This window comes from Streptomyces sp. NBC_01268 (genome assembly GCF_036240795.1).
Classification (GTDB): domain Bacteria; phylum Actinomycetota; class Actinomycetes; order Streptomycetales; family Streptomycetaceae; genus Streptomyces.
Genome location: NZ_CP108454.1, coordinates 7,842,149 through 7,862,831, shown reverse-complemented (window position 1 = coordinate 7,862,831; position 20,683 = coordinate 7,842,149). Strand labels below are relative to the sequence as shown.

General features: G+C 74.5%; 16 protein-coding genes and 1 pseudogene. 7 read left to right on the top strand and 10 right to left on the bottom strand.

What is annotated here, in order from left to right; genetic code table 11:
- Positions 1-91 precede the first annotated feature (91 nt).
- From OG309_RS35115 to OG309_RS35085, 7 genes and pseudogenes are all read right to left on the bottom strand, one after another.
- Positions 92-1,168 carry a DUF6397 family protein gene (locus OG309_RS35115; RefSeq protein WP_329427222.1) on the bottom strand — a complete coding sequence of 359 codons (1,077 nt, stop codon included), beginning with the start codon at positions 1,166-1,168 and terminating at the stop codon, positions 92-94.
- Positions 1,169-1,227: 59 nt separating this feature from the next.
- Positions 1,228-1,650: a roadblock/LC7 domain-containing protein gene (locus OG309_RS35110; RefSeq protein ID WP_329427220.1), complete on the bottom strand. Its 423-nt coding sequence runs from the start codon at positions 1,648-1,650 to the stop codon at positions 1,228-1,230.
- A gap of 117 nt (positions 1,651-1,767) precedes the next feature.
- A complete protein-coding gene (locus OG309_RS35105) occupies positions 1,768-2,382 on the bottom strand; it encodes a GTP-binding protein (RefSeq protein ID WP_329427219.1) in 615 nt (204 codons plus the stop codon).
- Positions 2,363-2,779, bottom strand: a complete 417-nt coding sequence (locus OG309_RS35100; RefSeq protein ID WP_329427218.1) for a DUF742 domain-containing protein — start codon at positions 2,777-2,779, stop codon at positions 2,363-2,365. Before OG309_RS35100 ends, OG309_RS35105 begins: the two co-directional genes overlap by 20 nt.
- A gap of 12 nt (positions 2,780-2,791) precedes the next feature.
- Complete coding sequence (locus tag OG309_RS35095; RefSeq protein ID WP_329427216.1) at positions 2,792-3,226, bottom strand: roadblock/LC7 domain-containing protein; 435 nt, start codon at positions 3,224-3,226, stop codon at positions 2,792-2,794.
- Complete coding sequence (locus tag OG309_RS35090) at positions 3,223-6,027, bottom strand: nitrate- and nitrite sensing domain-containing protein (RefSeq protein ID WP_329427215.1); 2,805 nt, start codon at positions 6,025-6,027, stop codon at positions 3,223-3,225. The genes OG309_RS35095 and OG309_RS35090 overlap by 4 nt, the downstream gene beginning before the upstream one ends.
- A 299-nt stretch (positions 6,028-6,326) precedes the next feature.
- Positions 6,327-7,085 (bottom strand): annotated as a pseudogene (locus OG309_RS35085) (MHYT domain-containing protein); the annotation flags it as partial.
- Positions 7,086-7,269: 184 nt separating this feature from the next.
- Here OG309_RS35085 and OG309_RS35080 point away from each other — a divergent pair.
- The 5 genes from OG309_RS35080 to OG309_RS35060 all read left to right on the top strand — a co-directional run bounded on the left by OG309_RS35080 (position 7,270) and on the right by OG309_RS35060 (position 12,468).
- Positions 7,270-7,872 (top strand): class I SAM-dependent methyltransferase, encoded by a 603-nt coding sequence (locus tag OG309_RS35080; RefSeq protein WP_329427211.1) that lies wholly within the window; start codon positions 7,270-7,272, stop codon positions 7,870-7,872.
- Positions 7,873-8,145: 273 nt separating this feature from the next.
- Complete coding sequence (locus OG309_RS35075) at positions 8,146-9,000, top strand: hypothetical protein (RefSeq protein WP_329427208.1); 855 nt, start codon at positions 8,146-8,148, stop codon at positions 8,998-9,000.
- 300 nt (positions 9,001-9,300) lie between these two features.
- Positions 9,301-10,671 carry a tannase/feruloyl esterase family alpha/beta hydrolase gene (locus tag OG309_RS35070; protein ID WP_329427206.1) on the top strand — a complete coding sequence of 457 codons (1,371 nt, stop codon included), beginning with the start codon at positions 9,301-9,303 and terminating at the stop codon, positions 10,669-10,671.
- A 139-nt stretch (positions 10,672-10,810) separates the two neighbouring features.
- Positions 10,811-11,728, top strand: coding sequence for a MurR/RpiR family transcriptional regulator (locus OG309_RS35065; RefSeq protein WP_329427205.1), 918 nt, complete (start codon positions 10,811-10,813; stop codon positions 11,726-11,728).
- 353 nt (positions 11,729-12,081) lie between these two features.
- Positions 12,082-12,468, top strand: a complete 387-nt coding sequence (locus OG309_RS35060) for a hypothetical protein (RefSeq protein ID WP_329427203.1) — start codon at positions 12,082-12,084, stop codon at positions 12,466-12,468.
- Positions 12,469-12,526: 58 nt separating this feature from the next.
- Here the strand turns inward: OG309_RS35060 and OG309_RS35055 are convergent, their stop codons facing one another.
- The 3 genes from OG309_RS35055 to OG309_RS35045 form a co-directional block, all read right to left on the bottom strand.
- A complete protein-coding gene (locus OG309_RS35055) occupies positions 12,527-14,146 on the bottom strand; it encodes a phospholipase D-like domain-containing protein (RefSeq protein ID WP_329427201.1) in 1,620 nt (539 codons plus the stop codon).
- Positions 14,147-14,305: 159 nt separating this feature from the next.
- Positions 14,306-14,869, bottom strand: a complete 564-nt coding sequence (locus OG309_RS35050; protein WP_329427199.1) for an MOSC domain-containing protein — start codon at positions 14,867-14,869, stop codon at positions 14,306-14,308.
- 42 nt (positions 14,870-14,911) lie between these two features.
- The gene (locus OG309_RS35045) at positions 14,912-16,018 is read right to left on the bottom strand and encodes a fatty acid desaturase family protein (protein WP_329427197.1); all 1,107 of its coding nucleotides are present in this window, start codon (positions 16,016-16,018) and stop codon (positions 14,912-14,914) included.
- A 265-nt stretch (positions 16,019-16,283) separates the two neighbouring features.
- On the opposite strand from OG309_RS35045, the gene OG309_RS35040 reads away from it, so the two are divergent.
- Both OG309_RS35040 and OG309_RS35035 read left to right on the top strand, forming a co-directional pair.
- The gene (locus tag OG309_RS35040; RefSeq protein ID WP_443067648.1) at positions 16,284-19,349 is read left to right on the top strand and encodes an SNF2-related protein; all 3,066 of its coding nucleotides are present in this window, start codon (positions 16,284-16,286) and stop codon (positions 19,347-19,349) included.
- Entirely contained in the window at positions 19,346-20,671 is a 1,326-nt protein-coding gene (locus OG309_RS35035) for an SWF or SNF family helicase (protein ID WP_329427195.1), read from the top strand. Before OG309_RS35040 ends, OG309_RS35035 begins: the two co-directional genes overlap by 4 nt.
- The last annotated feature ends 12 nt before the right edge of the window (positions 20,672-20,683 follow it).

Here is a 20,683-nt window from a genome sequence, read left to right as displayed (position 1 = left end):
CGGGTCTCAGCACGAGTCCGACCCGACCGGCCCGAGTCGCACCGCGCGTCGCGGACCAGGCGCGGGCCCGGCAAGATCCGAAGCAGACGCCCTAGCCGCGCCCCACCTCCCTGCGCCGGCGCAGCCGGTCGAGCAGGCCGCGTCGCATGCGCCTCCCCGGCGGCCGGGCGACGCCCGCCGGACGTACCGGACCGGGAGACCCGGTCGCGGCGGCGGCGCTCCGGGCATCCTCGCGCGCGGGCTCCGACTCCCGCCGTACGACGGCGACGCGTGGTGCCCCGCGTCCGTCCGGGAGTGGGGCCGGGCGGTCGGCGCGGGCCTCGTCCAGGGCGAGGGCGAGGCTCATCCGGTGCCAGAGGATCTCGTCCGGGTCGTCGGCGAGCATCAGGCGGTCGGCCCTCTCACGGGCGGTCGGGCCCGTGGGGCGCCACGCGGGCGGCTCCGGGCGGAGGCGGTCCAGATAGGCGCGCTCGTAGGGGTCGTCGACGACCTCGGCCACCTGGAGCGGGTCGAGCAGCGAGGCGATCGCGGCCGTCCGCACCCAGGGGTCCCTGCTCGCCCGCAGCAGCGAACCGAGCCGCCGGGCACGCCAGTTACGCGGCCGCCAGTCCTCGTGACCGTCCTCCCTGGAGCGCACGTCGAGCGGGAGGCGGCCGCTCAGGAGCCCGGGGTGGTTCAGGGCGAACTCGGCGAGTTCCGCGGCCGGGTAGAGCCAGACGACCGCCCGGTAGCGGTTGACGTAGAACCGGAGGGGGCTGAAGTGCCCGGTCCTGGCGAGTCGGGTGAAGCGGTCCCGGGTGACTTCGAGGAGTCGGGCGCCCTCCGTGGCGCCGACGACGCGGACCCGTTCGCGCAGCCCTTCGGGGAAGTCCGGGGCTGCTCTGAGGCGTTCGATCTCGCTCCGGTGCACGCGTCGGCGCGCACCGGCGCCTGGCCCGTCCGGGCCGGCGGCGGACGCGGAGCCCGTCGCCGCCGACACCGTCCGGACGATGCCCAGTTGGACGGCGAGCTGAAACTCGTCGCGCCGCAGTCCCAGCTCTTCCGCCGCCCGCCCCGGCGTCACCGCCTGCGAGCCGTTCCCCTGCGTGGTGGTGCGTAGGTGCTGTGATGTCGTGCGGTCCTGCGTGGTGGTGCGTACCTGCGGTGTCGTGCGGTCCTGCGTGGTCATGTCGTCGGTCTCCCCCGCGAGTCCTGAATACTCTCGGTGATGACCGTAACCGCTGGTGACTATCCTTCGCTCGGCCTGTGGATAACCTCGCCGCCGGGCTGCCGCGCCGCCACGCCCAGGTGCTCGCCCACCCGGTTCACCAGCAGCGTCATCTCGTAGGCGACCTGGCCGACGTCGGCCTCGGCGGCGCTCAGCACGCTCAGGCAGCTGCCGTCGCCGGCCGCCGTCACGAAGAGCAGTGCCTCGTCGAACTCGACCATGGTCTGCCGTGGCCGGCCGGCCTTGAAGTGCCGGCCGGAGCCGCGGGCGAGGCTGTGCAGACCGGAGGAGACCGCGGCGAGGTGTTCCGCGTCCTCCCGTGCCAGTCCGCTGCTCGCCCCGGTGACCAGGCCGTCGTTCGACAACACCAGCGCGTGCTGTATGGATTCGACCCGACCGGTCAGGTCGTCGAGAAGCCAGTCGAGTCCTCGGTCCAACGCCATTGTGTGGTCCTCCCCCTGTTGGTGCGTGTCACCTGCCAGCCTTACGCACTGTCGTGGGCAGGGCAAGCACCCGTCACGACCTGCGCGCCGCCCCGGTGGCGCGACGCCCTCCGGGCCTCAGCCCACCGAGTCCAGGAGCCGTGCGGTGTGCATCCGGCCCGCGTACTCGACCAGGCGGATCAGCACCTCCTTGCCGGAGTCGCGGTCCCTGGCGTCGCAGAGCACCACGGGGGTTCCGCGGTCCAGGTCCAGCGCGCGCGAGACGTCGTGCGCGCCGTACGTACGGGCGCCGGCGAAGCAGTTGACGGCGACGACGAAGGGGATCCCCCGGTGCTCGAAGTAGTCCACGGCGGGGAAGCAGTCCTCCAGGCGCCGGGTGTCGGCGAGGACGACGGCGCCGAGCGCCCCCTGGGACAGCTCGTCCCACAGGAACCAGAAGCGGTCCTGTCCCGGCGTTCCGAAGAGGTACAGGGCCAGCCCGGAGCGGATGGTGATGCGGCCGAAGTCCATGGCGACCGTCGTGGTGGTCTTCTCGGCGCAGCCGCCGGTGTCGTCCACCGACTCCCCGGCCCGGCTGAGCAGTTCCTCCGTCCGCAGCGGCCGGATCTCGCTCACCGCGCCGACCAGGGTGGTCTTGCCGACCCCGAACCCGCCGGCGACCAGGATCTTCAGTGCGAGGGCCGTGGTGTCCACGCCGCCCGCCGGGGTGCTCTCAGAGCGCTCGTAGGCCATCGATTACTTCCCTCAGGATGCGTTCGTCAGGGAGCTGCGCGGGAGGCACCGGTCTGCTGACCCGCACGAATCCCGCTTCGAGGAGGTCGCCGAGGAGGACCCGCACGACGCCGACCGGGAGGTCGGCGTCGGCCGAGAGTTCGGCGACCGACTGGGTCTCGACCCGGCACAGGGCGAGCAGGGACCGGTGTTCGGGGCCGAGCAGGGACTCCTCCGCCCCGCCCGGCGGGTCGTCGTCGACGACGACGAGCGCGATGAGGTCGAACCGTACGTTGCTCGGTCCGGGCTTGGTGCGGCCGCCGGTCAGGGCGTACGGCCGGACGAGCGGCCCGGCCTCGGCGTCGTACCACCGGCTGCCCGGCCCGTCCTGGGGCGCGCCGGTGCTGTCCACGTTCATGGCGGTCTCCGGTCAGCCGGCGGCCGGTGGGGGCACGGTGAGCCGCGGCGGGGTGTGCAGGTGTTCGCCGACCCGTTTCACCAGGCGGGCCATCTCGTACGCGATGAGGCCGATGTCGGCGTGGGCGGAGCTGAGCACGGTCAGGCAGGAGCCGTCTCCGGCGGCGGCGACGAAGAGGAAGCCGTCGTCCATCTCGACCATGGTCTGGCGCACTCCGCCGGTGTGGAACTGGCGTCCGGCGCCTTTGGCGAGGCTGTTGAAGCCGGAGGCGATGGCGGCCAGGTGTTCGGCGTCCTCGCGGCTGAGGCCGCTGGAGGCACCGACGGCGAGACCGTCGTTGGAGAGGACGACGGTGTGGCGGACCTCCCGGACGCGGGTGACGAGGTCGTCGAGGAGCCAGTCGAGCTCGCCGGAGCGGTGGTGGGACATCCTCTCGTGGTCGATCATGCGTCGTCTCCTTCACTGCCGGGGGCGCTGGATGCGGGACGGCCGTGGTGGCCGGTGCCCAAGGGGCGTCTGCTGGCGAGCGGGGTGCCGGGGGTGGGGCCGCCGCCGCGCTGCCAGCCGTCGCGGTAGGCGGTCATGCGGTCCCTGACCTGTTCGGGGGTGCGCTCGGCCGTGGTGGGCGCGGGGTCCGCCGCGCTGTACGGGGCGGAGGCCGGTGCCTCGCGCAACTGCGGTACGAGGCTGGCCTGCCGCACCCGTCGGGGCAGGTCCGCGCTCGGGTCCGGTCCCTCGTGGCCGTCCGCCTCGGGAGCCCGGCCGTCGGTCGCGCCGGCGGGCGGGGCCGGTGGCGGCGGGAGGACGGGCGCGGGCCGTGCCGGGGGCGCCGGCGGGACGGAGCGGGGGCGGCGGCCGATGGCGGTGACGCCGGCAGGAGGCTGCCCCTGCTCGGGGCTGTCCCCGGATATCGGCGCTCCCCGTCCTTCCCGGGGCGCGGGAAGCGCCGGTATCCGGGGCGGGCGCGGCGCTTCGGGGTCCCGCCCGTGGACGGCCCCGGCCGTGCGGGCGACGGGGGCGGGGGCAGGGGGCTCCTCGCGTACGGGTGCACCGGAGGCGTGCCGGATTTCGGGCTCGCGCGCGGGTCCGGGACCGTTCACGGCCGGGTCGGGGCGGTCGGGGGCGGTGCTCCGGCCGGGCGGGAGGGCGCCCTGCAGCAGGTCGGTGGGGAGGAGGACGACGGCGGTGGTGCCGCCGTAGGGCGAGGTGCGCAGGTGGACCGCGATCTCGTGCCGCGCGGAGAGGCGGCTCACGACGAAGAGTCCGAGCCGGTCGCTGTCGAAGAGGTCGAGGGCTTCGGACTGGGCGATCCTGGCGTTCGCCTCGGTGAGGCTGTCCTTGCCCATGCCGAGGCCGCGGTCCTCGATCTCCAGGGCGTAGCCGTTGCCGACGGGTTCGCCGCTGATCCGGACCTTGGTGTGCGGCGGGGAGAACTGGGCGGCGTTCTCGATGAGTTCGGCGAGCAGGTGGGTGAGGTCGGCGACGGCGCCGCCGACGATGGCGGTCTCGGGGAGCCGGCGGACCTCGACGCGGGCGTAGTCCTCGATCTCGGAGACGGCGGCGCGGACGACGTTGGTGAGGGGCACGGGCGTGCGCCAGGCGCGGCCGGGGGCGGCGCCGGAGAGGATGATCAGGCTCTCGGCGTGACGGCGCATCCGGGTGGTGAGGTGGTCGAGCCGGAAGAGGTCGCCGAGTTCGTTGGGGTCGTCGGCGCGCCGCTCCATGGTGTCGAGCAGGTTGAGCTGCCGGTGCACCAGGACCTGGCTGCGGCGGGCGAGGTTGACGAAGACGCCGGAGATGCCGTTGGCGAGCTCGGCGCGCTCCACGGCGGCGGAGAGCGCGGCCCGGTGGACGGTGGTGAGTGCCTCGCCGACCTGGCCGATCTCGTCCTGGGGGGCGGGTCCCGGCGGGGTCTCGGCCTGGACGTCGATCTCCTCGCCGGCGCGCAGTCGGCGCATGGCGGCGGGGAGTTTGCGGCGGGCGATCTCCAGAGCGGAGTTGCGCAGGCTGACGAGTTCGACGACCAGGCCGCGGCCGATGCGGACGGAGATGACGAGGGAGGCGGCCACCGCGGCGAGGCCGAGGAGGACGGCGGCGCCTCCGGTGCTGAAGGCGCCTCCGCCGAACGGGTCGGTGCGCTCGGCCGCGGCGCGGTGGGCGCCCGCCTCAACGCCCGCGATGCCGTCGCGTACGCGGGCGTGGGCGTCGTCCCAGTCGCCGGAGGGGGCGGCCTGGGCCGCCCGGCGGCCGGGGTCGGCCGCGCGGACGCGGTCCTCGGCCGCGGTGAGCTGCCGGTAGCCGGGCTGGGCGGTGAGCGCGTGCCAGGCGGTGCGCTGGGGCGCGGGCAGGTCGGCGGTGGCGGCGTCGACGAGGGCGCGGCGGGCGTCGACGGCGCCGCCGAACGCCCGGAGGCGGTCGCCGTCGAGCCGCCCGGTGAGGTGCGCCGAGCCGAGGAGGGCGTCTTCGCGGGCGAGCATCTCCCCCGCGCGGGCGAGTTCGAGGAGGACGCGGGCGTCGGATCCGGCCTGGGGGTCCTGGATTCCGGTGAGCGCGCCGTCGACGCCGAAGCCGGCGGAGATGGCGGAGGTGTACGCGGCGTAGACCTGGTCCCAGTCGGCGCGGCCGTCGGCCGCCGCGGTGCGGAGGAGGCCCAGTCCCTCGGCCTTCGTGACGAAGGCGGCGACCCGCCCGGAGACGTCCTCGGGGAGGTTTCCGGTGTCGCCGACGGTGTGCCGGGCGTCGAGGCGGAGCCGGGCGACGGCGGTGTCGGTGCGGGCGATCCGGTCCTTGAGCTCGGCGACGCGCCCGGCGCCGGGGGCGGCGACCTGGCGTACGGCGGCCCGGCGTTCGTCCTGGAGCGCGGTGACGGCGGCGCGGACGGGCTGCCGGATGTCGGCGTCGACGGACTGGAGGAGCCGGAGGCGCGCGATGTCCTGGGCGGTGGTGACGGTGGCGAATCCCCACAGGGCGAGCAGGGAGACGACGGGGACCATGAGGAGGGAGACGATCTTCGCGCGGACGGTACGGGGCCGCAGCCCGCGCAGGTGGCCGCGCGCCGGGGCTCCCGGTGCGGGGGCGCCGGTGCCTCGGACGCCGGTGGGTGCGGGGGCGGCGGGCGGGCGGGGGGCGGCGGGCTCGCTCCGTACCGTCTCGTCGGCGGGCCGTCCGGCGTGGGCGCGGCGTCCGCGGGCCGCTGTGGAGGCCTGCGGCGGGGGTTCGGCCTCCGGGGTCTTGCGGGGAGTTCGCATGGCCTCCTCGTTCCTTCGTTCACGGTCTGCCGGTAAGGGGCGGTCCGCCTGGTGCTCGGGGCTTACGGTGCGGGGACGGCGCCTGTGGCGCTCCGGATGGCGGACATCTCCCTCTGGGGGCTGTGTGGACGAGTCGGCCTGTTCCGCGAGCCCGGCTAGGCCCGCGCGTGTCGCGGGTCCGCGGGGGTGTCGTCGACCGGGCCGGACGGGTAGGCGCGGGTCGGTGGGACGGTGTCGCGGGGGTCGTGCGGCGCGGGGTGGAAGCCGGGGGGTGCGACGTCGACGGCGCGGTCGTCGGGTTCGGTGAGGCGGCCGGCGGAGGCATAGGCGGCGCGTTCGCGCGCCGTCGGGGAGAGGGCGACGAACGCCGAGGTGATGAAGAGGTAGGAGCCGAGGCCGACGGCGAGCGGGAAGATGAACTGCATGGCGGTGGCGCCCGGGAGGGGTGCGGCCGAGGGCGTGACCTCGACCCGGACGGCGAGCATGCCGGTGTAGTGCATGCTGGTGACCGCGGCGCCCATGACGAGCGAGGCGAGGGCCACGGCCACCGGTGCGTGGATGTTGAGGGCCGCCCAGAGCGCGGCCGTGGCCGCCACGACCGCGATGAGGACGGAGAGGGCGACGAGCATCGGGTCGTACCGGACCTGTCCGTGCAGCCGGAGCGCGGCCATGCCCATGTAGTGCATGCTCGCGACGCCGAGGCCGGTGGTGAGGCCGCCGATCAGGAGGGAGCGGCGGCTGTCGCGTCCGTATCCGACGGCGAAGACCCCGACGCCCACGACACCTATGGCGATGAGCAGGCCGAGGAGGGTGAGCGGGGCGTCGAAGCGGATGTCGGTGCCGGTCACGCCGAAGCCGAGCATCGCGACGAAGTGCATCGTCCAGATGCCGGTGCCCAGGGCGGAGGCGGCGGTGATCAGCCAGTTGCGCCGTGAGCGGCCGGTGGCGTCGAGGGCGCGTACGGTGCAGCGCAGGCCGAGGGCGGCGCCGATGCAGGCCATCGCGTACGACAGCACGGGGGTCAGCCAGCCGAAGGTGGCGTGGTCCAGGTGTCCCATGACTCAGGGACGCTAGTGCGCCCCCTGGGGCGCACAAGGGGCGCATTTCGAAAGCTGATGGAATATGACAGAGAGACGTTCCCGAACGATCACGGCGCACTCGAACGTGCACACAGAACGTTCACTCGTGCGGGGGCGGAACCTCACACCTGCGGGTGACGACCGGGTACGCGATCATGGGCGCATGAGCGATGACCCCACACAGGTACGCGAGTTCTTCGGCGCACGTGCCGCCGACTGGGACTCCCGGTTCCCCGACGACGGCCCCGCCTACGCAGCCGCCGTGGCCGATCTCGGACTGCGCCCCGGTGACGCGGTGCTCGACGCGGGCTGCGGCACCGGCCGCGCACTGCCCCCGCTGCGCGAGGCGGTCGGCCCCACGGGCACCGTGATCGGTGCGGACCTGACGCCCGAGATGCTGGACGAGGCGGTACGGGCGGGGCGCGGGCAGGCCGCCACCCTGCTCCTCGCGGATGTCGCCGGGCTGCCGCTGCGTGCCGGTTCACTCGACGCCGTGTTCGGCGCGGGACTCCTCTCGCACCTCGCCGCTCCGGCCACGGACCTGCGGGAGCTGGCCAGGGTGGTCCGGCCCGGCGGACGGCTCGCGCTCTTCCACCCGATCGGCCGCGCCGCGCTCGCCGCCCGCCACGGGCGCCGGATCACCCCCGACGACCTCCGCGCCGAACCCAACCTCCGCATCCTGCTGGCCGGTTCGGGGTGGACACTGAGCAGCTACGTGGACGAGGACGACCGCTACCTGGCCCTCGCGGAGCGCCGTGCGGAGTGACTGACGGAATGCCGGTCCGCCCGGTGCGGCAGGACGGACCGGCTGCTCGACGGCAAGCCGTACCGCGGCGACGGGGACCGCTCCGGGGGCGAGGGCGCGATCCGCTTCGAGCAGGAGGGCGCACCCTGACGGCCGTCTTCGAGCGCGGCTGACTCCAGGGGCGCTGCACGCCCGCGCGCCCCCACCCGCCCGTCGGGATGTTCCGGCGGCAGCTCTCGACGGGCGGGTTACTCACTGGTTAGGGTGCGCCGACGACCAGATGGGGAGGCTGCCGTGGGTGAACCGGATTCCGCCGTGACCGGCGCGGCGGACGGCGACGACGACGCGCTGTTCGTGCTGACGGCGGCGCTGCTCACACCCGCGCGGTTTCCCACCGTGCTCGGTGACGACTACCCGGCTGCCTGCGCCGCCCTGGGACTCGAACCGTACGCCGAGGGCTACGGGCTCGTCCTGGGACAGGACGGCACGGGCGCCCGGTGGACCGTGATCGTCGACGACGTGTCGCTGGTCGCGGTGGCCATCTCCTCCTGGGACTGCGGGATGGAGTACGACCTCTCCCCCGACGAGCGCTCCGTCGTCTCGGCGCTCCCCGGCTGGCCCCTCGCGGTCGCCGCGGCCGCGCAGGGCCTTCCCGCCCCCCACGATCCCGAGCCGGAGGAGGGCTCCCCGGCTCCGCTGACGCCGCCGGACGAGGGGGCGTGGGGGCCTGCCCAGCGGCGGCTCGGTGCGGACATGGTAGCCCTCCAGTGGGCCGAGTGGCGCGTGCGGATGGACTCCGCGGACGAGGAGGACGCCGGGGACGGGGCGGCCGCCACGGACGGTGCCGGTCGTGGTGCCGACGCCTCCCATCCCCCCGGCCCCGACGACGGCGTGCGCCGCGCGCTCGCCGAGCTCGGCGCCTACCTGGAGGAGGCGCCGCCCGTCGGGCGGGTCCGGTCCAGCTTCGCCGGGGGCGACGCGCGGATGCTGCGCGCGGACGGACCCGGCTGGTCGCTGGTCGCGCGGACCGGCGACATGGCCTTCGTCCTCCTCGACGCCGAGCCGAACGAGGTGCTTCCGGTGACCCCGGGACCGAAGCTCCCCGCGCTCCTCGACGCACTCGACGCGATGGCGGTCCGGCCCTCGTAGGGGCCCTCCCGAGCCGTTCGCGGGGTTCCTCGTCGAGTCCGTCGTACGGGGTCCCCTCGCCGAGCCCCTCGCTGAGCCCCTCGCAGGTGTCTCGCAAGGGCCCTCGCGGGCGCCGGGGAGACCCCCGAGGTCCACATGGCACGGTGGGCCGAGGTGTGGCCCGGCCCCATGGTCCGGTGATCGGCGTCCCGCGCACGATGTGGCGGCACGCCGAGGTGTACGCCGACGCACCAGGGCGTGCCCCGGCGCACGTCCGTACGGCGCCGGGCATCCGTACCGCCGTCACTCCGGAGGCCCACCATGCGCCTGTCCCCAGGCGTTCCGCTGCTCGCCGCGCTCCTGACGGGGCTGACCGTCCTCGGGCCCGCGGCCCCCGCCGGGGCGCGGGTGCCCGCGCACTGCGCCCACCAGGACCGGCCGGCCGTGCCGGGCGCCGAGCACCAGGAGTCCGCGTGCCTGGCCGATCTGACGACGGCGGGACTCGCCGGCACCCCCTACACCGACATGGCCGACCAGGCGGGACTCTCGGCGAAGGGGACCCGCAATCCGTCCGGCGTGCCCGGTGTGCAGATCGACGGGTACTTCCCGGACGACTCCCGGTCCAACGCCACCCACGGCTGGGCCCATGACGCGCAGTTCGTGATCCGGCTGCCCGACGAGTGGAACGGCGGCCTCGTCGTCACCGGTGCCCCGGGCACCCGTCGGCAGTACTCCTCGGACACCCTGATCTCCGACCAGGTCCTCGCCCAGGGCTTCGCCTACGCGGCCACCGACAAGGGCAACACCGGCGCCGACTTCTTCACGGACGGGCGGGAGCCCGGCGACGCGGTCGCCGAGTGGAACCGCCGGGTGACCGAGCTGACGAAGGCCGCGAAGAAGGCGGTGCGCCAGCGTTACGGGAAGGCGCCGCGGCGCACGTACATGACGGGCATCTCCAACGCCGGCTACCTGACCCGCTGGCAGCTGGAGAACCGGCCCGAGCTGTACGACGGCGGCGTGGACTGGGAGGGAGTGCTCTGGACGACCCGCGGCCCCAACCTCCTGACGAGCCTGCCGGTCACGGTGGCCCGCACCTTCGGCACGGCCTCCGACGAGGACCTGATCCGCGCCGGCTTCGCGCCCGGCTCGCGCTTCCTGTGGCCGTACCACGAGAAGGCCTACTGGGGCCTGACCCAGAAGATGTTCCGGGCCGAGTTCGACCCCTCGTACGACCCGAAGTGCCCGGGTGCGACGGCCGGCACGACCCTGCCGGAGATCCTCGCGCCGTGCGCGTCGGACGCCTCGTACGCCTACGCCAGCCGGCCGGCCTCCGTCCGCAGGGCGGTCGCGAAGGTGGCGCTGACCGGCCGCATCGGCAGGCCGCTGATCACGCTCCACGGCGACCTGGACACGCTGCTGCCCATCGCCACCGACTCGGACGTGTACGCGCGGATGATCGACGGCCGGGGGCGGGGCGCGCTGCACCACTCCTACACGGTCCAGGACGGCACCCACACGGACGGCCTGTACGACACGTACCCGGACAGGCTGCGGCCGATCCTGCCCTGCTACCGCTCGGCGTTCACCGCGCTGACGCGCTGGGTCGAGGCGGGCGAGACGCCGCCCGCGGACCACGTGATCGCCCGGCCGACGGACGGCGACGTGGTCAACTCCTGCTCCGTGCAAGGGTAGTGGCCCGGGAGCGCGAGATCGGCCCGGCGGGAGAGGTCCAGCGCGGACCACCGGCACCGCCCCGCACGGCGCAATGATCATCCGCCTGCAGGGCGTGGGCTATGTTGGAACACGAGCGACATGAGAGGGAGGTCCGCCGGTGTCATCGGGGCAGCAGGCACGCGCGCAGGCGGCCGCGATCACGCCCGGCGGAACCCCGCCGGGGCAGGAGAAGGCGCCCGCCGACCGGCTGCTCGCGCTCTTCGACGGACGCCGGCTCTCCCCCGGCCAGCGGCGGATCGCCCAGTACCTGATCGACCACCTCACCGAGGCCGCCTTCCTCTCCATCACCGAGCTCGCCGAACGGGTCGGCGTCAGCCAGCCTTCGGTGACCCGCTTCGCGGTCTCCCTCGGCTTCAGCGGGTATCCCGCCCTGCGTGACGTTCTGCAGCCCATCGCCCTGAGCGCGGTGGCCGGCACCCCCGACAGCCGTGAGCAGATCCGGCAGAACGAGCTCCAGGCCGCCGTCGACGCCGAGATCGAGAACCTGGAGAGCGTCCGGCGCCTCCTGGCCGACACGAACCAGGTCCTGGAGATCGGCCGCGAGCTGGCGTACTCGGTCCCGCTGACCGTCCTGGGCCTGCGCATCTCGGTCTCGCTCGCGGAGTACTTCGCGTACGCCGCCCGCCGCATCCACCCGGACGTGCGGCTGGTGACGCGCGGCGGCAGCGTGGCCTACGACGCGCTGCTCCAGGCGCGGGCGGCCGGCGGCGGCTGGGTGCTGGCCTTCGCCATGCCCCGGCACGCCCACGAGACCCTGGCCGCCCTGCGGGCCGCCCGCAGCGCCGGCCTGCGGGTGGTGCTGATCACCGACCCGACGGTCGGCCCGCTGGTGGAGGAGGCCGACGTGGTGCTGACCGCCGGCACCGGGTCGCGTCTGGTCTTCGACTCGTACGCGGCTCCCGGCATGCTCTCGGCGGCGCTTCTCCAGGCCATGGCCGACGCCGATCCCGAGCGGACCCAGGCCCGCCTCGAACAGTACGAGCAGGTCGCCGACCAGCACGGATTCTTCCTCTAGCAGCAGGTCACAGCGGTGCGGAACCCGTCTCCACGGAGGCGGCGCGGCGTCCTTCGCAGAGGGATATTCAGCACCGCGATCTGCATGAAATTTTTCATACCCTTGCGTACTCGACGGTATATATATTTACTGACTCCGGCGTTCCGGATCCGCCAGGAGCCAGGGAGGACGACCCCATGTCCTCGTCGAATCAGCCACCCAGCGCGCCGCACCTCCTCGCGGTGCGACCGGGTGACGTTCAGGCCGGCGGATCGCATGGAACGCCCGTGGCGGCCTCGGCCAACCCCCCCTGGGCCGAGGCCGCCTGCCTCACCGTCTCGATCAGAGCTTCGACACCCTCGGAAGTGACGAGAATGTCCCAGACCGCCACCCTCACGCGCAGCCCTGACTGGCCCCTCCAGGTCAAGGCCCCCGGCACGCACGACTGGGAACGGACCGCCACCCGATGGCTCCGGGACCTGCTCCCGGCCCGTTACGGCGGCTACGCGACCCTCACCCGCCACCCCGCCGTGCTGACCCGGCACGTGCAGCTGCAGCTCCAGCACGAGATACGCACGGTGCGCGCGGCCCTGCAGACCAGCCGGGCCGAGCTGCCGAGGATGGGCGTGGCCGAGGTCGTCATCGAGAACGCGATCAGGATGTACGCCATGGAGCTCGACCAGCTGGGACGGCTCTCCCGGGGCGTGCGCCTGGTCTCCGAAGCGCTCCTCGTGGGTCCCTCCGGTCAGCGCAGGCGCTGACCGGAGGGAACGCACGTTCCCGGCCCGGACGGAGCTCGTCCGGCGTCCGGGGCGTCCGTCAGCCCTGGCAGACGCCGAGCGCGTAGTCGTACGTGGCGGTCGCCTGCGAGTACGTCCACTGCGGGGCGAGCAGGCCGTCCGCGAGCTGCCGCGCGGCGGCGGGGCTCTCGATCACGTACCCGAAGTCCTGGAGCCAGGACGGGTACAGGTTCTTCGAGCCGATGTAGAAGGCCGCGTCGTCGACGGAGACCAGCTTGTGGTGCTGGGCGTACGGCTTCCCGTCCGCCCAGGTCGCCTTGGAGGAGGCGCGGAACGACGCGAGCTGGAGGCTCTGGCACATGGCCGCCCGCGCCGTGCGGTCGTCGCCCGTCAGGGCCGTGAGGCGACTTCGCAGGATGTCGCTCACCTCGGACAGCGACTTGATCTGCGAGTAGCCCCCGCTGCCGACGGCACCCCGGTTGGCCGGGTCGCTGACGACGATGCGCACCTTCACGCCGGCGGCCAGCTTGGCCGCGAGGGTGTCGTAGAGCCGGATGTCGAAGCGGGGCAGCAGGGGGCAGAACGCGTTCAGGTCCTGCTGCGAGATCTCGATGTGCTCGGTCGCGCTCGCGACCAGCGCGCGCAGGGCGCTCTCCTCCGGGTTGACCGTGTCGTAGTCCCGGTCGGCGTTGGTGTAGTCGCGCCCGGTCAGGCCGCACTTGGCGGCGGAGGCGTCCGGCAGGACCGGCTTGAACGGCGAGGCCGGGTCGCTCTGCCGGATGCCGACGCCCAGGCCGCCCACCGCGATGGCGGGGACGTCACCGCCGCCGGCCGGGGCCGCCGTCCGGGGCAGGGTGGGCAGGCAGCCGGCCCCGTTGGACGAGGCGAACCAGACGCTGCTCCAGCTGCTCTTGTTGCGGCAGGTCCAGTCCCACAGCGTGTCGAGGTAGCGGCCCGCGGAGCCCGCGGCCGGACCGGACAGGGCGAGGTCGACGTCGTTCACCGGGTGGGCGGTGTCGAGGTAGTCGTCCTTCCAGCTGTTGATGCCGCCGGTGATCACCGTCTCCCCGTCCACGACCACCAGCTTGGAGTGGTTCCAGGAGAAGCCCGTCTTCGAGGCCGTCATCGAGGCCACGTTGAGGGTGATGTTCGCGGCGTCGGGCCCCAGCTTGGCCACGAGCTCGTCGCGGTACGAGGAGGGGATCACGTTGGCGTGGTAGACCGGCGCGGCACCGACCAGGACGCGCACGGTCAGCCGGTTGCCCTTCCCCGCCGCTTCCTTCAGGCCCGCGACGATCGCGTCCTGGAAGCCGCCGTTGGGGAACGGGGCGAGAGTGGATATGTCGACGCTCTGCCGTGCCTGCGCGATGTCCTCGCGCACCTTCTCCAGCAGGCGGCGCGAGCCGGGGCGGTCGGCGCAGGAGGGGTCGCCCCAGCAACCGGGGGTCTGGAGCAGCCAGTCGGAGCCGCCGAGGGTGGAGGCGCCGAGCCTGTTCCCGGCGGTGCGCTCCCAGACGGAGCCCTCGAGACCCGGGGACACCTGGCGCAGGGACTGCTCGACGGCGTCCAGGTGCGGGGTGGCGGCGGCCGCGGCGGTCGCAGGCGCGGGCGCGGGCGCCGCGGCGGTCGCCGGCGCGGCCGGCAACAGGGCGAGGGAGAGGGTCAGGGCGAGGGCCGTCGTGCGGACGGTGCGTGCCAATGTGGTTCCTTGGAATGGGGAGTGGCTCAGGCCGGAGGGCACCACGAAGCGGCCCCCCGACCTTGATCAACTCGCGCAAGTTACCAGTAAGTACTCATTGGTTCACGCGAACCGGTCGGAATCCGGCCATCCAGCCATCCGACCGACCATTCGCCTCCGTCAGACCATCTCCAGCGCGCGGTGCGGTTCCGCCGGCAGCTCCACGCGGATCGTGTCGCCGGGGCGCACCTCGCCACCCGTCAGGACGACCGACATGATGCCCGCCTTGCGGACGATGCGGCCCTCCTCGTCGCGGCCGAGGACCTGCTTCAGCAGTCCGTGCCGGTAGTTGTCGATCTGCGCGCACGGGTTGCGCAGCCCGGTGACCTCCACGACGGCCTCGGCGCCGAGGTGGAGCCGGGTGCCGGTCGGCAGGCCGAGGAGGTCGATGCCCCGGGTGGTGACGTTCTCGCCGAGGGCGCCTGGGGTGACCTCGAACCCGGCGAGGGCCACGTCCTCGAAGAGCTCCGCGTGGATCAGGTGGACCTGGCGCAGGTTGGGCACGGTCGGGTCCTTGGCCACGCGGGAGCGGTGCTTGACGGTGACCCCGGCGTGCACGTCGCCCTCCACGCCCAGGCCCGCGAGGAGCGTGATGCTCTCCCGGTTGGGCTTGGTGAAGGAGTAGACACCGTTGCTGCTGACCGTGGTGACCACGGGCTCGTTCTCACTGCTCGGACCGTTCATGACGTGGAGCTCCCCTCTCCTCGGGTGTCGCGCGCCTCGACCCTATGCGACGTGGTCCTCCGCACGGAGGGGGGCGCCCACCTCGTGCAGATGGCCGAGCGCCTCGCGGTACGAGGCGACGAAACCGGTCTCCGTGTACGGGATGCCGACCTCGGCGCAGTGCGCACGCACCGCGCTCTGGGCGAGGCGCAGGTGCGGCCGCGGCATGCTGGGGAACAGGTGGTGCTCGATCTGGTAGTTGAGACCGCCGAGGAACCAGTCGGTGAGCACCCCGCCGCGGATGTTGCGGGACGTCAGCACCTGGCGGCGCAGATGCCCCCAGGAGTCCCCGTCCGGGTGGGCGTCCGGCATCTCCATCCCCTTGTGGTTCGGGGCGAAGGCCATCCCCAGGTGCACGCCGAGCAGCATCTGGTGGATCAGGGCGAAGGCGAGGGCCTGGAGCGGGCTCAGCAGGGTCAGGAGCAGCGTCGCGTAGCCGACGAGGTGGGCGAGGAGCAGGCCGCCTTCGACGAGGCGCTCGCGGCGGGTGCGGTAGGGGCCGTCCTTCGCGAGCAGTGCCTGGACGCCGTACACCTTGAGGGCGATGCCCTCCAGGGTGGTCAGCGGGAAGAACAGCCAGGCCTGGTGGCGGGTGAGCCAGCCGCGCAGGCCCGTGCGTCCGCCGGTCTGGTGCGCGGCGAAGACCAGGATGTCGGCGGCGACGTCCGGATCCTTGTCGAGGTGGTTCGGGTTGGCGTGGTGGCGGTTGTGCTTGTCGTTCCACCACTCGCGGCTCATACCGAGGAGCAGGTTGGCATGGACGAGCTGGATGACGCGGCCGAGCCCGCGCCGGTCGGTGATCTGGGCATGGCCGGCGTCGTGGCCGACGAAGGCGACGCGGGCGGAGAGCAGCCCGAGCGGCACGGCGAGGAGCAGCGCCCACCAGGACGGGCCGACGAGCGCGAGGCCGGTGACGACGGCGGCGATGCCGAGCAGGTTGACCACGATGCCCCGGGCGTACCAGCCGGGCCGGCGTTCGAGCAGCCCCTGCTCCTTGATGGTGCGCAGCAGCGGGGCGAACTCGCTGCCGCCACCCTTGCCCTGGCGGCGGACGGGTCGCGGGTCGGGTGCGGCGAGGGGCGCGGCGAGCGTCGCGGTGGCCTGGGACATGGGCGGGCTCCGGGATCCGTGGAAGGGGGCGCCGCACGGGTCGTGGCGGCCACTCGAAACCTACGGACCGGTGATCCCTGCGGGCCATGGCGTCACCACCCGGGCCCGTCAGGGGGCGGCCCTGGGGTGGGGGGTGGGGCTTGCCCCACCCCGGGCGGGACGGGGTGACCCGGATCACGGTGTCGATCGGCGCGTGAGGGTGGCGCGTTCCGGTACCCTCGGCCGCTCGACCCACCGGTAGTCAAATTTGAGGAATGCGTTGTCGCTGTCGCCGTCGTCCTCGTCTGAGCCGAACCCTCCGTCGTCTCCGTCGCCGCCTCCGCCCTCTCCGTCGTCCCCGCGGTCCCCGTCGTCCGCCCCCTCCCTCCCCGACCCCGACGAACTCCGCCGCTGCTCCGCCGTCTTCCTGCCCGCCGACCCGCCCCGCGCGGGCCGGATCGCCTTCTGGGGACCGGAGTTCCGGCCCCCGGCGCACGCCGCCGCCGAACTGACCGTCCTCGGCGACGACGTGCTGCCGCACACCGTGCCCGCACTGCTCCTGCCCGTACGGGAGGCCCTGCCCGTACTCGTGCGCGCGCGGTCCGCCGGGGACGCCTCGCCCGCGGCCGCGTTCTGGGGCGCCGCGGCCCTGTTCTCCCTCGGCCTGGTCGCCCGGGGGCTGCTGCTGCCCGGGCTCACCGCGACCGACCGCGACGCGTGGCGGGCCGGGCCGCTGGGGCCCGAGGAGCTGGGCGCGCTGCGCGACCTCGCCGCCTCCATGCCGCCGGCCGCGCACGCCGTACCGCTGGCGGCCGGGGCGCGGGACGAACCGCTGCTGCTCCCCGAACAGGAGGGGCTGCTGCGGGCGTTCGCCGACGCCGTCGCCGACGTGCTCCCGCGCACCCCGGCCGCGCCCCTCGCCGCGGGCGGCCCCGCCTTCGCCGCCGACGAGAGCCACGAGCCGCAGGAGCTGCCGCAGCAGCGGGGCTGGGCGGCGGACGTGGCGGCGGGTCATGACGCGGGCGTACGCCTGTCTCTGCGGCTGGAGTTGGTGGGGGCGGAGGCGGCGGAGCGGTCCGCCGGGGCCCCCGGACCCGCGGAGCCGGCCGAGACCGGCACCACCTCCCCCTCCCCCGGTCCCTCCTTCCGGGCCGTCCTCCAGATGCACTCGGTCGCCGATCCCGCCCTGGTCGCGGACGCTGCCGAGGTGTGGGCCGGGGCGTCACCGGCGGGGGCCGCCTTCGGGCCCCGGGCCCGGATGGACGCCCTGCTCGCGCTGCGCCGGGCGGCGCGGGCCTGGCCCGCACTCTCCCCGCTGCTCTCGGCGGCCGTCCCCGACGCGGTCGACCTCGCCGACGAGGAGATCGCCGAGCTCCTGGGCCCCGCGGCCCGCGCGCTGACCGCGACGGGGGTCCGCGTCCACTGGCCGCGCGAGCTCGCGAACCGGCTCACGGCCCGCGCCGTGATCGGCCCCACGGACGCACACGCAGGAGCCGAAGGAGCCCTCGGCGGAGCCGCCTTCGGCGCATCCGGCGAGCCGGACGGCACGCCCGGCGGACGTGACGGGCGCGACCGGGGGGACGGCCTCCCCTCGTTCCTGTCCGCCGACGCCCTCCTCTCCTTCGACTGGCGCTTCGCCGTCGGCGACCAGGAGCTCACGCGCGCCGAGCTCGACCGGATCGCCGAGGCGGGCAGGCCGCTCGTACGGCTTCGGGACCAGTGGGTGCTCGTCGATCCCGAGGAGCTGCGGCGGGCCCGTACGCACCAGGACCGCAAGCTCACCCCGGTCGACGCGCTGGGCGCCGTGCTCACCGGCACCACCGAGGTCGACGGGCGGCGGGTCGAGGTCGAGGCGACCGGCTGGGTGGAGCGGCTGCGGGCCCGGCTCGCCGACCCGGAGGGCGGCGCGCAGGAGGTCGAGCAGCCCGCCGCGCTCGCCGCCACCCTGCGCGACTACCAGCTGCGCGGACTCGGCTGGCTGCACCGGATGACCTCGCTCGGGCTCGGCGGCTGCCTCGCGGACGACATGGGCCTGGGCAAGACGATCACCCTGATCGCCCTCCACCTGCACCGGCAGACCGACCCGGACTCCGCGGGCCCCACCCTGGTGGTGTGCCCGACCTCGCTGATGGGCAACTGGCAGCGCGAGATCGAGAAGTTCGCCCCCGGCACGCCCGTGCGCCGCTTCCACGGCCCGGCGCGCGACCTGGACGCCCTCGCCGACGGCGAGTTCGTCCTCACCACGTACGGCACGATGCGGCTCGACGCGCGGCGGCTCGCGGAACGCACCTGGGGCCTGGTCGTCGCGGACGAGGCCCAGCACGTCAAGAACCCGTACTCGGCGACCGCCCGCGCGCTGCGCACCGTCCCGGGGGCGGCGCGGGTGGCGCTGTCGGGCACGCCGGTGGAGAACAACCTCTCCGAGCTGTGGGCGATCCTCGACTGGACGACGCCGGGGCTGCTCGGCGGGCTCGGCGCGTTCCGGACCCGCTACGCCTCCGCCGTCGAGGGCGGCCGCGACCCCGCGGCGGCCGAGCGGCTCGCCTCGCTCGTGCGCCCGTTCCTGCTGCGGCGCCGCAAGTCGGATCCGGGGATCGCCCCCGAGCTGCCGCCGAAGACGGAGACCGACCGGGCGGTGGCCCTGACGAAGGAGCAGACGGGTCTCTACGAGGCCGTGGTCCGCGAGACGCTGGCCGCGATCGCCGAGGCCGACGGGATGGAGCGGCGCGGCCTGGTGGTCAAGCTGCTGACCGGCCTCAAGCAGATCTGCAACCACCCGGCGCAGTACCTCAAGGAGGAACGCCCGAGGGTGGAGGGCCGCTCGGGCAAGCTGGAACTGCTCGACGAGCTCCTCGACACCATCCTCGCGGAGGGCGCGAGCGTCCTCGTCTTCACGCAGTACGTACAGATGGCGCGGCTGCTCGAAGCGCACCTCGCCGGGCGTGGCGTGGCCACCCAGTTCCTGCACGGCGGCACGCCGGTCGCCACGCGGGAGGCGATGGTCGCGCGCTTCCAGGCCGGCGAGGTCCCGGTCTTCCTGCTGTCGTTGAAGGCGGCGGGCACCGGGCTCAACCTGACCCGGGCCGAGCACGTGGTGCACTACGACCGGTGGTGGAACCCGGCGGTGGAGGCGCAGGCCACGGACCGTGCGTACCGGATCGGCCAGACCCAGCCGGTGCAGGTGCACCGGCTGATCGCCGAGGGCACGATCGAGGACCGGATCGCGGCCATGCTGGAGCGCAAGCGCGAGCTGGCGGACGCCGTGCTCGGCGGGGGCGAGGCGGCCCTGACGGAACTGACCGACGCGGAACTCGCGGAGCTGGTGCGGCTGCGCGGGGAGGACGGACGATGAGCGAGTACGGGACCGAGGACGAGCGGACCTTCGCGGCGCTGCCGTCGGTGCAGGGTTCGGCGTTCGCCCGGACCTGGTGGGGCCGGGCGTGGCTGCAGGCGCTGGAGGACACGGCGCTCGACGGGCAGCAGCTGAAGCAGGGGCGGCGACACGCCCGGGCGGGGGCGGTCGGCGCGGTGTCGGTGCGGCCGGGCCGGATCACGGCGGTGGTGCAGGACCGCGACGGCACGGCGTACCGCAGCGACGTGCTGCTCCAGGAGCTGTCCGGGGCGGAGTGGGACCGGCTGCTCGACCTGGCGGTGGACAGCGCGGGGCACATCGCGGCCCTGCTCGACCGGGAGATGCCCCCGCACCTGGTCGAGGACGCCGCGGCGGCCGGACTCGAACTGCTGCCGGGAGTAGGCGACTTGGAGCCGGAGTGCGGCTGCGATGCGTGGGACCACTGCCCGCACACGGCGGCGCTGTGCTACCAGGTGGCGCGGCTGCTCGACGAGGATCCGTTCGTGCTCCTGCTGATGCGGGGGCGCGGGGAGCGGGCGCTGCTCGACGCGCTGCAGGAGCGCAGCGCGGCGCGGGCCGTCGGGGCGGAGGGCCCTGAGGGGGTCGGCGGACCGGGTGCGCCCGGCTGGTCCGGTGACTCGGGCGTGTCGGCGCTGGCGGGGTCGGTCGGCGGGTCCGGCGGGTCGCACGCGGCGGCCGTGCCGGCGGAGGAGGCGTTCGCGGCCGGGGGCATCCTGCCGCCGCTGCCCGACCTGCCGTTCCCGCCCGCGGCGGCGGGTGAGCCGCCGTCGCTGGACACCGAGAACGGCCCGGAGCCGGGGATCGACCCGGTGGCACTGGAGTTCCTGGCGGGGGACGCGGCGGCCCGGGCCCTGCGGATGCTCGCCGGTGCCCTCGACGACGCCCCGCTGTCGCCGTCCCAGGACGCGGTACGGCTCGCCGCGGGCGATCCCGTGCCGTGGATCGCGGCGCGACTCGCCGAGGGGTCCGGGCGCGGGCGGACCGAGCTCGATCTGGCCGTGCGGGCCTGGCGGTACGGCGGCGCGGCGGCGCTGGAGGTCCTGGAGGAGGAGCGGGTCCCGGCGCCCGAGGTGCTGGTGCGGGCGGGTGCGCAGCTCGCGGAGGCCTGGGAGGACGGCGAGCGGCCGGAGCTGCGGCCCGTCGGCGCCGCCCGCTGGACGGTCGCCGCGGCGGACGCCCAGCTGCGGCTCGGCGTGGACGGCCGCTGGTGGCCGTACCGCAAGGAGCGTGGCCGCTGGACCCCGGCGGGCCCGGCGGAGCAGGACCCGGCGGCGGCGCTCGCGGCCGTGGCGGCGCCCTGACCGGGGCCTCCG

Bases quoted from the DNA above. Each gene is read 5' to 3' on its own strand.
- OG309_RS35115 (WP_329427222.1), bottom strand. From the start codon at position 1,168: ATGACCACGCAGGACCGCACGACACCGCAGGTACGCACCACCACGCAG.
- OG309_RS35110 (WP_329427220.1), bottom strand. From the start codon at position 1,650: ATGGCGTTGGACCGAGGACTCGACTGGCTTCTCGACGACCTGACCGGT.
- OG309_RS35105 (WP_329427219.1), bottom strand. From the start codon at position 2,382: ATGGCCTACGAGCGCTCTGAGAGCACCCCGGCGGGCGGCGTGGACACC.
- OG309_RS35100 (WP_329427218.1), bottom strand. From the start codon at position 2,779: ATGAACGTGGACAGCACCGGCGCGCCCCAGGACGGGCCGGGCAGCCGG.
- OG309_RS35095 (WP_329427216.1), bottom strand. From the start codon at position 3,226: ATGATCGACCACGAGAGGATGTCCCACCACCGCTCCGGCGAGCTCGAC.
- OG309_RS35090 (WP_329427215.1), bottom strand. From the start codon at position 6,027: ATGCGAACTCCCCGCAAGACCCCGGAGGCCGAACCCCCGCCGCAGGCC.
- OG309_RS35080 (WP_329427211.1), top strand. From the start codon at position 7,270: ATGAGCGATGACCCCACACAGGTACGCGAGTTCTTCGGCGCACGTGCC.
- OG309_RS35070 (WP_329427206.1), top strand. From the start codon at position 9,301: ATGCGCCTGTCCCCAGGCGTTCCGCTGCTCGCCGCGCTCCTGACGGGG.
- OG309_RS35060 (WP_329427203.1), top strand. From the start codon at position 12,082: ATGTCCCAGACCGCCACCCTCACGCGCAGCCCTGACTGGCCCCTCCAG.
- OG309_RS35050 (WP_329427199.1), bottom strand. From the start codon at position 14,869: ATGAACGGTCCGAGCAGTGAGAACGAGCCCGTGGTCACCACGGTCAGC.
- OG309_RS35045 (WP_329427197.1), bottom strand. From the start codon at position 16,018: ATGTCCCAGGCCACCGCGACGCTCGCCGCGCCCCTCGCCGCACCCGAC.
- OG309_RS35035 (WP_329427195.1), top strand. From the start codon at position 19,346: ATGAGCGAGTACGGGACCGAGGACGAGCGGACCTTCGCGGCGCTGCCG.